Below are 13311 nucleotides of genomic sequence, written 5' to 3'. Positions count from 1 at the left end.
AAACGACAGGACCACATGCAGCTTTCGACCTTACTCAAGCCGTCTGCGGTACGGGTGATCGGCACCCTGTCGAGCAAGAAGCGTCTCTTCCAGGAACTGGGAGACATCGCGGCCAGCGTGCATGGATTGCGCACGCAGGACGTCGTCGAGGCGCTTCTGGAACGCGAGGGGCTGGGCCCCACGGGTGTCGGGCAGGGCGTTGCCCTGCCCCATGCCCGGCTCGCCGGCCTCGAATCGGTGCAGGGCGCGTTCGTACGCCTTGAAAAGCCGATCGAGTTCGATGCCGTGGACCGCAAGCCCGTCGACCTGGTCTTTGCCCTGTTCGCCCCCGAGGATGCCGGTGTCGAACATCTCAAGGCGTTGGCGACGGTGTCGCGGACGATGCGGGACAGCGCGCTGTGCACCAAGCTGCGGGCGAATGTCGACCCGCTGACCCTGCACGCCGTGCTGACCGAAGGGGCGTCGATCCAGGCCGCCTGAGATCGTTCCGCGCGCGGCTCAGGCCAGCGCGCGGAACCCGAACATCACGTAATCCCGCTGATAGATGTCGCGCACGGTCGCCTCGACCTCGGCATCGTAGATCGCGTCCAGCGGAACCGGGCCGACCGGCTCTTCCGCCGGGACGGGGGGCGCTTCGGCGCCGACCTGGGCGCACAGCTGGTGCAGCCCCTGAGACAGCTGATCGTCGCGCAGGATCATGTCCGGCAGCTGCACCTTGGACATCCCCTGCAGGATCATCCACTGCGACGCCCACGCGGCATCGACCCGCAGGCTGGTCTGGTTGCCAAGGTTGCCCTTCACGAACGCCAGGAAGCCCAGGAACGCCGCGCGGTGCGCCGCGGCATCGTAGCGATCGTCAGGCGCCCCCTCGGGCAGCGGCACCCCGTAATGGCTGCGCAGCGTGGCGCGGATCTCGCCGTAACAGGCCCGGCCGGGCATCAGGATGCGGCGGCAGAACGTATCGTGGATTCGTCGGATCGGGTGCCGCACGACGGTAAAGCTGCGATGGCCCGGACTTTTCCGTTTCCACTGGCGCAGCTCCTTCTGACTCTGCCCGCGGATCAGGGGAGTCGGGCCGAATCCCTCCAGCCAGCCCTCGACCGCGGCGCGCGGCCCGCCCTCGACCGGCAGGTACAGCAGGGGCACATCGCACGACGCGACGTAGCCGGGCACGTTCGGCCCGCGGCGCGGCTCGAAATTCGGCGTGCGCGAGATCGCGAAGCGGTCGAGGTCGCCCAGGGCCGCCGTCATCTCGTCGTAGTTCTCGACCTTGGACGACAGCGGCGCCGGGTTCTGGACCTTCGTCCGCGTCGCCTTCTTCTCCAACCGTCCCGACACGCCGAGAAACGCGGCGAGCCCGTTCATCACGTCGAGGTCGGCCAAGTCCTCGTAACCGATGTAAAAGGCCGTCTGGCCAGTCACCTGCAGCCGGCGGAGCAGCCGTTCCTGCGCCCCGCGCACACGGTCCAGATGCGCGGCGAACTCCTTCGGATCGAACCGGACCTTCGCGCTGCGGGCCTGTTTGAGATCGCCCAGGCGCCACTGCCCGGTGCTGCGGGCGATCTTCAGGCTCACGTAGCTGTCCACCGGGTTCCGGGTCAGCACGATCTTGGCGCAGGCCGGGTCGTCGACGCAGTGCTCTTCGATCCGCGGGTCATGGTCATGGAAATATCGGAACCCGGCCAGTCCCGGGCTTTGGGCCCGCATCGCCGACAGCAGGACCATCGGGTCGGCGTCCCGCTCTTCCATCGTGACACCGGCCATCTTCGTGGACCCGGCCCGGCCAACGAAGACCGGGTTGAACGCCTCGCCCCAGCACCGCAGGCCGGGGATCGCGTTGACGTTCTCTTCAAGAAAGTTCGAGCCGGTCCGCATTTCGGCGCAGATCATGAAGTAGTCGAACCGCGGAGCCATGCGTCACCTCATCAGGTAGGGGCGCCTGCGCGGTTCGGCGGGCGCCGGGTCGTAGTTCGGGTTGACCGGGAAGTCGCCCATCAGGTGCGGCTGCATCCCCTCGTTCTTTAGGTTCTGCAGGAACTGTCCGAAGCCGGTCAGGTCAACCATCGTCGGCGCCTCGCTCACGTTGCGCGCGGCGCGGGTGCCGATCTCGTCGATGATGCTCTGCAGCGGTTCCATCGGCGCCTCGACGAAATCGGCCATCGACCAGATCCGCACTCTTGCCTTGGTCTGCCCGCTTCGCAACAGCGCGAGCTGCGCGGACTCGATCTTCTGCAGCCGTGCCGCCTCGCGCCGGACCGCGGCGAAATCCTGCGCCGAACGGAACAGCGGCACTGCCCACGCCCCGCTCACCACGGAGATCTGCGCATTGGGATCGGCCACCATCAAGGACAGAATTCCGCCCGTGTCGCGCGGTCCGTACAGGAACGACTGCCGCTCGCCGCGCGTGTTCCACAAGAGCGAGGTCAGGAAGGCCTCGGGGTTGTAGTCGCGCAGGTCGACGGAATCCGACAACGCACCCGTATAGACGCGTTGGCCGTCCGCGAACTCGGCCCGGTCGGGTCCGAACAGATGCCCGTGAACGCGGCAATCCGTCGCCCGGTGCAGCCAGGTCGGGAAATCCTCGATCAGGTCGCCAAATCCGTGAAGCACCGAATAGGGCGCGCAGGTCACGCCGTTTTCCCAGCCGCGGTTCGGAAACCGGCTCTGCATGTACAGGCCCGACCGCCCCCGCGTGCGCCGCTCGACCGCCTTGGCGAAGATGCGGTCGATCTTGCCCGGATTGGGCTCGGCCCGCCGGGCCATCCCGTCACCGCCCTTGAGGAACACGTCATAGAGCCGGTCGGACCACGGCCAGATCTTGCGCGCGACGAAGCAGTCCGAGCGGTGAAGCAGTTGCAGGTGATCGTCGTAGAAGACGTGCGGCTTGCCCTGGAAATCGAACTTGCTGAGCGTCAGCGACCGGCTCTCGATGCGCTCGCTATGTTGCCGCACGAGCGTCTGGTAATAGCTCTCGTCCGGGATCCAGACGCGCCTGAAATACCGCTCGTGCGCGGCGCGCTCGGGCGAGTCCTGGATCCGGGTCAGGGTGCGGCGGGTCAGGCACCACCATTGCGACCCCATGTGCGGCTCGAGCCCCGGCGGGATGCGCCGCCGGAATCCCACGCGACGCTGCAGGCGGACATAGGTGTCGAACAGCCGTCGGCGCCGCTTCCACGAGAACGGAAAGCGCAGCGTGAACCGCTCTGCATCCAGCCCGCCGACTGTCCAGGGCACGTCCTCGGTCGTGACGCTTTCGATGAAGTCCACATCGTGATGCCGGTCGAGATATGCCTTGAGCTCTTCCACCGGGCGCAGCGGCAGGCACGAGCCGGAGGCGAGGTAGACGTGCCGCACCTCCGGAAACTGGTGCAGCATCTTGTCCACGGCGAGCTGCGTCGCCTCGACCAGCGACCATGTCCCCCATTCGCAGCGCCGCCGCTCGGAAAAGGTGACGTTCGGATAGCCGGACATGGCCGCGACCAGCCGGTCGAAGCGCTTGTCCGCGACCCGGCGATCGACATGGATCACCACGGGACAATCCCGCTCGGCCCAGTGGCGCGCGACCTGCGCCGCCCGGTTCAGCGCCTCGTGGCACAGCATCACGAACCCGACCGTCACGCCCAGTTTCCCTTGGACATGAGCCCGAGAATCTCGAGCTGCCGCCAGTTGATGTACCGCTCGGACCACTTGCACCACATGACGGGGTTGTTCTGCAGCGTCCGGTAATAGGACAGGTATTCGGCCGAAGCCGCGTAATGCTCGCCCCGTGCCATCTCTTCCGATGCCTTCTCGGTCAGGGTGTCGAGAAACTTGGCGTGGAGCAGCACCCCCGACGGCTTTTCCCCGCCCCACTCGTCATAGACCAGGTTCAGCCCCCGCGGCAGCAGCATGTGGGTCGAGCTGACATAGGTGAAATCGCGGTGCCACTTCACCAGCGGGATCTTGTTCAGCGCCGGCGCCCGCCAGGGCTGCTCGGGAAAGAACGCCCGCGCCCGCGCCCCGCCCTGTATCCAGAGGTTCGCGTAGCGGTGGTTCCGCGAGATCATGTAGTTGCCGGCATCGAACCACGTCGCGATCTCGATCGGGTTCTGGCCCTCGCGATAGGGATGCTCGGTCAGCTGGCCCTTGGGATACATGTCCAGCATGATCGTCCCGAACGACCGGATCGAGGACGCATCGAGCCAGTCGGTCAACGCCCGGATCGGACGGGTGTCCGAGAACGGGAACACGAAGAACTCGTCGACGTCGACGGTCAGCGTCCAGTGCGCATGGGCGTACTGCCGCAGAAGCCGGTTGATCCAGTCCATTCCAAACCGGGCGCGCTTGTAGCTGGCGGTCGTGTACCAGACCGAGACGTCGGGCTGGCCGGCGAGATACACGCCCGTGCCGTCGGTCGAGCCGTTGTCGACGAACAGGAAGTGATTGATCCCGAGAGCGCGGTAGTACTGCAGAAAGTACGGCAGGCGGATGCGCTCGTTCCGCACGGTCGAGGCGACGAGGATGTGCCCCCGCCGGATCGACCGGGTGCGGTCCTTCAGCGGGGTCAGGTCGCGGCGTTTGCGAAAGGCGCGGACAAGCCAGCGTTTGCGCTGAAGACGCAGAGCGTATAACCGCGTGAGACTCACTACCTGCCCTCAGCCAGCACCATCGACCGGACGGGCCGGCTCCACCGCGTCGAACACAGTCTCGAAATGCGACTGCCAGGTCGGAAGAGCCGTCGCCGGGCGCGGCGCGCCGTCCTGCCTCTTCCGTCGTGCCGCGGAAAGCCGCCCGATCTCTGACATCCAGAGATACCGATCCGCCGTATCGGCGTAAACCGGAAGGTGACCCAGCACCTCTCGGGTTACCTCCAACGGCGCAGCGATCACTGGCGTCCCCAGCGCCGCCGCCTCGGCCGGGGGCAGGCCGAACCCCTCGGCATGGCTGGGATGAAGAAGGCCGGCGGCGTCCCGCAACAGGGCCGCCACGGCCCCGTCGCCAAGGTCCGACAGCTCGAACACGCTGCGGCCCATCATCGGGTCGCTGTCCAGCCGCCGGAACACCTCGGCATTGTTCCAGCCGCGTCGGCCTACGATGAACAGCGCCGGCGTCTCGTCCGGACCGGCTTCGAGCGCGGCCCAGAGGTCCAGCAGGAAGGCGTGGTTCTTGCGCGGCTCGATGGTTCCGAGCGCGACGAAAAAAGGCCTTTCCGTCGGCAAGCCCGGCGGCAGCGCATCCGGGTCCGGCGACGGCGGGTCGATCCCGAGCGGGGCGACGACACAGGGCAGGGCCGCGCCCGCATGCCGGCGAACGCCCTGTTCGGTGTGACGCGAGATGCAGATCAGTCGGTCTGCATGACGCGCGGCGGTGGCGAGCCTGTCCGAGAAGCGCGCCGGGGTGCCGGGACGCTGGAACTCGGGATGATCGATCGGGATCGTGTCGTGGATCAGCACGGCCACGCGACGGTCCGGCACCGCCGCCAAAGCGGCGAACGTCCGAGGGTCCAGGTTGGAATGACCGGTGTTGTAATAGACGGTGCCCGGCGGCAACCACCGGCACAGCATCAGGCGCTGCGCAAGACGCGGCGCAGTGGCGAGGGCAAGCCGCCGCACCGTGGCCTCGGCCTGCCGCCGCACCGGGGAAAGCCTTCGCGAGACCCGCGCGGCAAGGTCGCCCGGCCCCCAGGGCAGGCCGTCGAGATGACGGCGCACCGCCTGAGCGCCGTCCCGGTCGAGAAGCGAAAGGCCGACCGCCGTCCGCACGAGGCAGTAGAGCGGCGCGTCCTCGGACAGCAGTCGGTCGAGATAGGCGCGCTCGACCCGGTCGATACCCGTGGCCGGGCCCGTTCCGGCCCGGCTGACGAGTCGCGTCAGATCAAGGCAACGTGCCCTGGTCACTGGCCCTGCGGGGCGCGTCGGTTATTGTGCCGCCTTCTTCTGCGACACCATCTCGTCGAGGTACTTCGAGAACTCTTCGCCGAGGTCCGGACGGCTCAGGCCGAAGGCCACCGTCGCCTGCAGGAAGCCCGCCTTGGACCCGCAATCGAACCGCTGGCCGCGGAAGCGCAGGCCGTAGACACCCTCGTCGCTGGGGATTTCCTGGGCGATGGCGTCGGTCAGCTGGATCTCTCCGCCCGCGCCTTCCTTCATCGACGAGATGTTCTTGAGCACCTTCGGCGTCAGGATATAGCGGCCGATCACGGCCAGGTTCGACGGGGCCTCGTCGACCTTGGGCTTTTCGACCATGCCCTTGATCTTGACCTTGTCGCCCATGTCCTTCTCGACATCGAGCACGCCATAGGACGACGCCTTCTCGGGCGCGACCTCCATCGCCGCGACCATGCAGCCGCCGGTGTCCTCGTAGGCCTCGGTCATCTGCGCGAGGCAGGACTTCTCGGCCGCGATCACGTCGTCCGGAAGGATCACCGCATAGGGTTCATCCTCGGCGATCAGGCGGCGGGCGCACCACACGGCGTGGCCAAGCCCGAGAGCCTGATGCTGGCGGATATAGGCGATCGCCCCCGATTCCATGTTCGTGCTCTCGAGCACTTCCATCAGCTCGTGCTTCTGCTTCTGCTCGAGCGACATCTCCAGTTCCGGGGCGCGGTCGAAGTAATCCTCGAGCGCGCTCTTGCCGCGCGAGGTCACGAAGATGAACTCGGTGATTCCGGCGGCGCGGGCTTCGTCGATCGCGTACTGGATCAGGGGGCGATCAACGAGCGTCATGATCTCCTTGGGGATGGACTTGGTCGCCGGCAGGAACCGGGTTCCAAGACCCGCCACCGGGAAGATCGCCTTGGTTACCTTGCGCTTCATTTTGATCGCACCTTTTCTTTCAGCATTCCGAAAATCATCTTGCCCGCGCCGGGCCTTATCAACATTCGTTGTATAAGAGGCCGGCCGTTCGACTTCCATTACTCATTCCTGGGCCGTCGATCGGCGCACGCACGCTTGCGAGGCGGTCACACTCTTCACCTACTCGTGTCCGACACGATAACGCCTGTAAGGCCGCCGCGTTCCTGACCGAGCGTCCGAGCCAACCACCCGTCTGCAACCAGTAGCCTTCCGACGTATAGCTCATCCTATGGTAGAGTGCGGTTGGTGACAGCCGCAAGACGGTGGCCGGAACGCCGCGCATCACGCTGTTTATTGCGGCATCTTTCAGCCGACGGTGCCTCCAGATTGGGCCGCCGTGAACCGCCCATTGCCGAACCGGCGGCGCATCGCGGGCCGGCGCGAGGGGCGGCGGTACGGACAGCATCGCCGCCAGCCCGAAGGGCCGGCCCTGCCCATCGTCCAGACCGGCAAGAAGCGTCGCCAGAACGCGGCTCACATCCCGCGGCTCGCAGCGGCCCGCGATCATGTGGCGGACCAGCCTGCCCCGCTGCTCCGCGATCAGCGCGGCGCGGGCCATGGCGGTGTCCGTAACCCCGTGCTTTCGCCAGAACACCGCGCTGGAGGCACCGATGTCGTGCAGATCGGCCGGCATCCGATCCGCCCGGCGGCGGGCCGACGGCGCCATGCCGTGCTGGACCTGCGCGCGTGGGACGAGGGTCGTGGCGTGCCCGCTCCGGGCGAGGCGGAGGTTCAGATCGGTTTCGTCCAGATAGAAGGCAAAGGCGGTGTCGAAGCCGCCAAGCGCCACGAGGACCGCGCGTCGCACGGCCATGTTCGTGCCCTCGGTCTTGGCGACGATCCCGCTCTCGGGGGCGACGGTGACGGGCTCGTCCCCCGCGAGCGTCAGCGGGGCGCAGCGCCCGTCCGACCGGACCCGCCGCGCGCCCCATTGCAACGAGATACCGTTGCGCCCCCGCACGAAACCGCCGGTCGCCCCGACCTCGGCGTCGCGGAACGGCGCGAGCAGATGATCGAGCCACGCCGGTTCGGGCACCGCGTCGTCGTCGAGAAAGGCCACCACGTCGCCGCCCGCCGCCTCGATCCCGAGATTTCGCGCGTGGGAGATGTTGGCCCGCTCGCACGGGACGAGCTTCAGCCGGCCGGCCAGCGGCGAGGCCCGCGCGGCGGCCAGTCCCGCCGCGTCCGCGACCACAACCACCTCGTAGGGGTGGTAGTAGAGCTGCGACACGGCGGTCAGGCACATGGCAAGGTCATCGGATCGCGCGCGGCTGACGATCACGACACTCGCGGAAAGGGCCGTCACCGCCCACGGTCCGGCATCAGGCCGGCTTCAGATCCACGCTCGGTGCGTAGGCGATGAAGAACGGGTTGGCGAAGCCGCCCTTGCCATAGGCCAGCGGCGTGTGATCGTCGAACCGCACCACGTGGCCCCCTGCCCCGAGCAGCACGGCATGCCCCGCGGCGGTGTCCCATTCCATCGTGCGGCCGAGGCGCGGATAGAAATCGGCCTCTCCGGTCGCCACGAGGCAGAACTTGAGCGACGAGCCCGCGCTCTTGGCGTCCTCGACTTCGTATTTCGAGATGTAGTCGTCGGTCGCCTGGTCGCGGTGGGATTTGGAGGCGACCACGCGCAGCGCGGAATTGTCCGCCTCGGCGACCTTGAGCGGCCGCGTCTCGCCGACCTCGTCGATTTTCAGCTCGCCCACTTCCTCGAAGGTGAACCCCTTGGAGTCGGTGTAGAACATCCGCTGCTTTGCGGGCGCGTAGACGACGCCGCGGACCGGGATGCCGTCTTCGACATAGGCGATGTTCACGGTGAAGTCGCCGCGCCGCTGCACGAACTCCTTCGTGCCGTCGAGCGGATCGACGATCAGGAACGTGCTGGCGTCGATGCCGTGGGAGGCCGCCTGCTCTTCGGTGACCAGGGCGACGTCGGGAAAGACCTCGCGCAGACCGGCCGAGATCAGGGCGTCCGCGGCCTCGTCGGCGGCGGTCACGGGGCTATCGTCGGATTTCGCGCGCACGTCGAAGTCGTCGGCCTCGTAGATCTCCATGATCTTCGCCCCTGCTTCCAGGGCCAGCCGGCGCATCGTCGTAGTCAGCGTGTCGTAATCCATACGTCCTCCTTGGCACGACGCCCGGGCCGTCCACGCGCCGCAGTTGATAAAATTTCTGCCTGTCCTTATGCTTTCGGATTAAGCGCACGGCAAGGTGCCGATGCGACACCGACGGGGCCGGCCGGGTCGGCGACGGGAGAGCACAGGCAGACACGTCCATGTTCCAGCGCCCCCAACGGGAAACGGGTCTCGCCTCGGCCGCCGGCATCGCGGACCTGATCTACCACAACACCGTCCGGAACGTGCGCAAGACGCACTCGAACGCGCTGTTCGCCATCCTGATCAACATCTTCCAGACGGTCGTCTTCGTGATGATCTTCTACCTGCTGTTCGTGGTGCTGGGCATGCGGGGGCAGGCGATCCGGGGCGACTTCATGCTGTACATCATGACGGGGATTTTCCTCTACATGGTGCACACGCGGGTCGTGCAGTCGATCATCTCGTCCGAGGGGCCGGCCTCTCCGATGATGAAGCACGCCCCGATGACCACGGCGATCTCGATCGCCTCGGCGGCGCTCGGCTCTCTCTATATCCAGGTCCTGTCGATGGCCTGCGTGCTGTATGTCTACCATGTCGGCTGGGGCCCGATCACGATCCACGACCCCAGGGGCGCCTTCGGGATGGTGTTCCTCGCCTGGTTCTCGGGCGTCGGCGTCGGGATCATCTTCCTTGCGATCAAGCCCTGGGCCCCCAGCTTCGTCAGCATGACGTCGATGATCTATACCCGCGCGAACATGATCGCCTCGGGCAAGATGTTCGTCGCCAACACGCTGCCGGCCGTCATGCTGCCCTATTTCACCTGGAACCCGCTGTTCCACGTGATCGACCAGGCGCGGGGCTTCACCTTCGTGAACTACTGGCCGCACAACTCGGCGGTCATGTATCCAGTCTATGTCTCGCTCGGGCTGCTGATGGTCGGCATGATGGGCGAGTTCTATACACGCAAGCACGCCTCGATCAGCTGGAGCGCCCGAAGATGAAACGCCTTGCCGCCGCCCTCGTCCTCGCCCCCTCGATCGTCGCCGCGCAGGACTTCCCGGCGCTCTACGAGGTGAGCGGGGTCGCCACGGACGACGTCCTGAACATCCGGGCCGAGCCGAACGCACAGGCCGAGATCATCGGAGAGTTCGCCGCCGACCGACAGGACGTCGAGGTCGTGGCCTCGGGGCCCGACGGCAGCTGGGGCCAGGTGAATGCGGGCGAACAGAGCGGATGGGCCTCTCTGTCGTTCCTCGAGCGGCAGCCCGATCAGACGGCGGGCGAACCCATCGCGCGGCTGTCCTGCTCGGGCACCGAACCCTTCTGGTCCTTCTCCATCGACGGGGACGAGGCGACGTTCGGCGCACCGGATCAGGACGACGAGACCGTGGCGCTGGCCGAACCGGTCAAGGCGTCAGGCCGCACCGACCGGTGGAGCGTCATCGGCGTCTACGGCGGCACGACCGCGATCCTGGCACGCGCCAGCTGCTCGGACGGGATGTCGTCGCGGGCCTACGGCCTGACCATCGACCTGCTGCGATCTGACCCCGGCGCGCCCACCTATTTGACCGGGTGCTGCTCCGTCTCGCCGTGATCCACGACGCGCAGCGTGACGTTCACCCGCCCGCCCTTCGGCATAAGTGACGACGTCCCGAACCGGATCCGGTCCACCCCGTGATGCACGAGACGGGCCTCGCCGCCCATCTCCAGCACGTCGCCCGAGGTCAGCCACAGGCTTTCGGTCTTGCCGCCCCTCTCGATGTTGCCGACGCGGAACAGCCCCTCATCGCCCAACGAGATCGACACGACCGGCCACGAGAAATCGCCCTCGTCGCGATCCTGGTGCAGGCCCATCCGCGCGCCTTCGCCGTAATGGTTCACGAGACAGCAATCGGGCACCCGGTCGTTGCCCGTGACGGCGTGCCAGACGGCCAGCACCGAGGCCGGAATCGGCGGCCAGTCGACGCCTGAAGGATGCCGCGACTCGTAGCGATAGCCCCGGCGATCGGACACCCAGCCCAGCCGTCCGGCCGCCGTCATTCGGACGGACATCTTCCGTCCGCGGGCGGTTTCGGGCTGCACCAGCGGGGCGGCGCGGATGACCTCGCGCAGGTCGTCCAGCATGCCGCGCTGTTCCCCCGAATCGAGCGCCTCGCGAAAAACATTGATGCCGCGAAGATTTACGCGGTTTCGCAGGTCCATGCGGCCTCCGGAAAGAGCGTTGCATTTTTGCCCGGATCTGCCCCCGTGGGCGGCTTGCAGGGTCCAGACCCCCTCCTTATATACGCCCAGACGCCGGATGGGGATGCCCCGGCCGGCAGACTTCTGGGATCGCCGGATGGATGCCGCTCCGCGGGTTCGTCCGCTAAGACATCGCCAATGAGAGGATTTTGACCATGGGCAAAGTGATCGGGATCGACCTTGGGACCACGAACAGCTGCGTCGCCATCATGGATGGCAGCCAGCCGCGTGTGATCGAGAACGCCGAGGGCGCCCGCACCACGCCGTCGATCGTCGCCTTTACGGATGACGAGCGGCTTGTGGGGCAGTCGGCCAAGCGCCAGGCCGTGACCAACCCGACGAACACCGTCTTCGCCGTGAAGCGCCTTGTCGGTCGCCGGCTCGAGGACGAGCAGATCACGAAGGACAAGAAGAACCTTCCGTTCCAAATCGTCGATGGCGGCCAGGGCGACGCGTGGGTCGAGGTGAAGGGCGACAAGTATTCGCCGAGCCAGATTTCGGCCTTCATCCTGCAGAAGATGAAGGAAACCGCCGAGAGCTATCTCGGCGAGGAAGTCGATCAGGCCGTCATCACGGTTCCGGCCTACTTCAACGACCAGCAGCGCCAGGCGACCAAGGACGCGGGCAAGATCGCCGGTCTCGAAGTCCTGCGCATCATCAACGAGCCGACGGCCGCCGCGCTGGCCTACGGGCTCGACAAGAAGGACTCCAAGACGATCGCCGTCTATGACCTCGGCGGCGGCACGTTCGACATCACGATCCTCGAGATCGACGACGGTCTGTTCGAGGTGAAGTCGACGAACGGCGACACGTTCCTGGGCGGCGAAGACTTCGACATGCGGATCGTGAACTACCTCGCCGAGGAGTTCAAAAAGGAGCATGGCGTCGACCTCACGCAGGACAAGATGGCCCTGCAGCGCCTGAAGGAAGCCGCCGAGAAGGCCAAGATCGAGCTGTCCGCAGCCAGCCAGACCGAGATCAACCAGCCGTTCATCTCGATGGACAAGGACACCGGCTCGCCGCTGCACATGGTGATGAAGCTCACCCGTGCGAAGCTGGAAAGCCTGGTCGGCGACCTGATCAAGAACTCGATCAATCCGTGCAAGGCCGCGCTGAAGGACGCCGGCGTGTCGGTCGATGATGTCGACGAGGTCGTCATGGTCGGCGGCATGACCCGTATGCCCAAGGTGTACGAGGAAGTGTCCAAGTTCTTCGGCAAGGAGCCGCACAAGGGCGTGAACCCCGACGAGGTCGTGGCTCTGGGCGCCGCCATTCAGGCCGGCGTGCTGCAGGGCGACGTGAAGGACGTGGTCCTGCTTGACGTGACGCCGCTGAGCCTCGGCATCGAGACGCTGGGTGGCGTGTTCACCCGCCTGATCGACCGCAACACCACGATCCCGACCAAGAAGTCGCAGATCTTCTCCACGGCCGAGGACAACCAGAACGCCGTGACGATCCGGGTCTTCCAGGGTGAGCGCGAGATGGCGGCCGACAACAAGATGCTCGGCCAGTTCAACCTCGAGGACATCCCGCCGGCACCCCGCGGCATGCCCCAGATCGAGGTGACGTTCGACATCGACGCCAACGGCATCGTCTCCGTGTCGGCCAAGGACAAGGGCACGAACAAGGAGCAGAAGATCACCATCCAGGCGTCGGGCGGCCTGTCCGAGGAAGATATCGAGCGGATGGTTCACGACGCCGAAGAAAACGCCGAGGCGGACAAGAACCGCCGCGAGGTGATCGAGGCCCGGAACCAGGCGGAAAGCCTGATCCACTCGACCGAGAAGTCGATGGAAGAGCATTCCGACAAGGTCGATCCGTCGACGATCGAGGCGATCGAACTGGCCATCGCCAACCTGAAGGAGACGCTCGAGAGCGAGGACGCCGGCAAGATCAAGTCGGGCATCCAGAACGTGACCGAAGCGTCGATGAAACTGGGCGAGGCCATCTACAACTCCGAGCAGGCGAAGTCCGAGGGCGGTGAAGACCCCGAGGGCGGCAACTCGGACGGCAACGGCGATCAGGACGACATCGTCGACGCCGATTTCGAAGACCTCGACGACGACAAGCGCGCATCGTAACGCGTGCCGGAACGCGCCACCGTGGACCGGCCTGACACGTCAGGCCGGTCCTTGCGT

12 protein-coding genes are annotated in these 13311 nt (G+C 66.4%); 4 read left to right on the top strand and 8 right to left on the bottom strand.

All coding sequences use genetic code 11. From position 1 onward, the window contains the following. The first annotated feature begins 15 nt into the window (after nucleotides 1–15). Nucleotides 16–480, top strand: coding sequence for a PTS sugar transporter subunit IIA (locus BMZ25_RS10735; RefSeq protein WP_092693360.1), 465 nt, complete (start codon nucleotides 16–18; stop codon nucleotides 478–480). 18 nt (nucleotides 481–498) lie between these two features. On the opposite strand, the gene BMZ25_RS10730 is transcribed toward BMZ25_RS10735, so the two are convergent. From BMZ25_RS10730 to cysQ, 7 genes are read right to left on the bottom strand one after another with little or no spacing between them, the layout of a single operon-like run. Beyond that, on the bottom strand, nucleotides 499–1914 hold the full coding sequence (locus BMZ25_RS10730) for a nodulation protein NodH (RefSeq protein ID WP_092693357.1): 1416 nt from the start codon (nucleotides 1912–1914) through the stop codon (nucleotides 499–501). Nucleotides 1915–1917: 3 nt separating this feature from the next. Further along, nucleotides 1918–3618, bottom strand: a complete 1701-nt coding sequence (locus tag BMZ25_RS10725) for a DUF5927 domain-containing protein (RefSeq protein WP_092693355.1) — start codon at nucleotides 3616–3618, stop codon at nucleotides 1918–1920. Further along, nucleotides 3615–4625 carry a glycosyltransferase family 2 protein gene (locus BMZ25_RS10720; protein WP_092693353.1) on the bottom strand — a complete coding sequence of 337 codons (1011 nt, stop codon included), beginning with the start codon at nucleotides 4623–4625 and terminating at the stop codon, nucleotides 3615–3617. The genes BMZ25_RS10725 and BMZ25_RS10720 overlap by 4 nt, the downstream gene beginning before the upstream one ends. A gap of 9 nt (nucleotides 4626–4634) precedes the next feature. Continuing rightward, nucleotides 4635–5876 carry a glycosyltransferase family 4 protein gene (locus BMZ25_RS10715; RefSeq protein ID WP_092693351.1) on the bottom strand — a complete coding sequence of 414 codons (1242 nt, stop codon included), beginning with the start codon at nucleotides 5874–5876 and terminating at the stop codon, nucleotides 4635–4637. Between the two features lie 21 nt (nucleotides 5877–5897). Further along, a complete protein-coding gene (gene galU, locus BMZ25_RS10710) occupies nucleotides 5898–6794 on the bottom strand; it encodes a UTP--glucose-1-phosphate uridylyltransferase GalU (RefSeq protein ID WP_092693348.1) in 897 nt (298 codons plus the stop codon). A 58-nt stretch (nucleotides 6795–6852) separates the two neighbouring features. After that, nucleotides 6853–8115, bottom strand: coding sequence for a glycosyltransferase family 2 protein (locus tag BMZ25_RS10705; protein WP_268874209.1), 1263 nt, complete (start codon nucleotides 8113–8115; stop codon nucleotides 6853–6855). 40 nt (nucleotides 8116–8155) lie between these two features. After that, complete coding sequence (gene cysQ, locus BMZ25_RS10700) at nucleotides 8156–8953, bottom strand: 3'(2'),5'-bisphosphate nucleotidase CysQ (protein ID WP_092693345.1); 798 nt, start codon at nucleotides 8951–8953, stop codon at nucleotides 8156–8158. 158 nt (nucleotides 8954–9111) lie between these two features. On the opposite strand from cysQ, the gene BMZ25_RS10695 reads away from it, so the two are divergent. Continuing rightward, entirely contained in the window at nucleotides 9112–9933 is an 822-nt protein-coding gene (locus BMZ25_RS10695) for an ABC transporter permease (RefSeq protein WP_092693344.1), read from the top strand. Next, the gene (locus tag BMZ25_RS10690) at nucleotides 9930–10526 is read left to right on the top strand and encodes an SH3 domain-containing protein (protein ID WP_092693342.1); all 597 of its coding nucleotides are present in this window, start codon (nucleotides 9930–9932) and stop codon (nucleotides 10524–10526) included. Before BMZ25_RS10695 ends, BMZ25_RS10690 begins: the two co-directional genes overlap by 4 nt. Here the strand turns inward: BMZ25_RS10690 and BMZ25_RS10685 are convergent. Next, a complete protein-coding gene (locus BMZ25_RS10685) occupies nucleotides 10493–11134 on the bottom strand; it encodes an alpha-ketoglutarate-dependent dioxygenase AlkB family protein (protein ID WP_092693339.1) in 642 nt (213 codons plus the stop codon). The two genes, BMZ25_RS10690 and BMZ25_RS10685, sit on opposite strands and share 34 nt — an antisense overlap. 194 nt (nucleotides 11135–11328) lie before the next feature. Here BMZ25_RS10685 and dnaK point away from each other — a divergent pair, with 194 nt between their 5' ends. Continuing rightward, nucleotides 11329–13254: a molecular chaperone DnaK gene (gene dnaK / locus BMZ25_RS10680; RefSeq protein WP_092693336.1), complete on the top strand. Its 1926-nt coding sequence runs from the start codon at nucleotides 11329–11331 to the stop codon at nucleotides 13252–13254. Nucleotides 13255–13311 lie beyond the last annotated feature (57 nt).

Origin of the sequence: Tranquillimonas rosea (assembly GCF_900111315.1) — a bacterium.
Taxonomy (GTDB): Bacteria; Pseudomonadota; Alphaproteobacteria; order Rhodobacterales; family Rhodobacteraceae; genus Tranquillimonas; species Tranquillimonas rosea.
Note: the sequence above shows the minus strand (reverse complement) of the source record. Positions and strands in the feature narration are given on the sequence as shown.

What these genes read in the sequence shown, in the direction of transcription:
- cysQ (WP_092693345.1), bottom strand. Translation starts at nt 8,953, where the DNA reads ATGGATTACGACACGCTGACTACGACGATGCGCCGGCTGGCCCTGGAA.
- BMZ25_RS10730 (WP_092693357.1), bottom strand. Translation starts at nt 1,914, where the DNA reads ATGGCTCCGCGGTTCGACTACTTCATGATCTGCGCCGAAATGCGGACC.
- BMZ25_RS10735 (WP_092693360.1), top strand. Translation starts at nt 16, where the DNA reads ATGCAGCTTTCGACCTTACTCAAGCCGTCTGCGGTACGGGTGATCGGC.
- dnaK (WP_092693336.1), top strand. Translation starts at nt 11,329, where the DNA reads ATGGGCAAAGTGATCGGGATCGACCTTGGGACCACGAACAGCTGCGTC.
- BMZ25_RS10695 (WP_092693344.1), top strand. Translation starts at nt 9,112, where the DNA reads ATGTTCCAGCGCCCCCAACGGGAAACGGGTCTCGCCTCGGCCGCCGGC.
- BMZ25_RS10685 (WP_092693339.1), bottom strand. Translation starts at nt 11,134, where the DNA reads ATGGACCTGCGAAACCGCGTAAATCTTCGCGGCATCAATGTTTTTCGC.
- galU (WP_092693348.1), bottom strand. Translation starts at nt 6,794, where the DNA reads ATGAAGCGCAAGGTAACCAAGGCGATCTTCCCGGTGGCGGGTCTTGGA.
- BMZ25_RS10690 (WP_092693342.1), top strand. Translation starts at nt 9,930, where the DNA reads ATGAAACGCCTTGCCGCCGCCCTCGTCCTCGCCCCCTCGATCGTCGCC.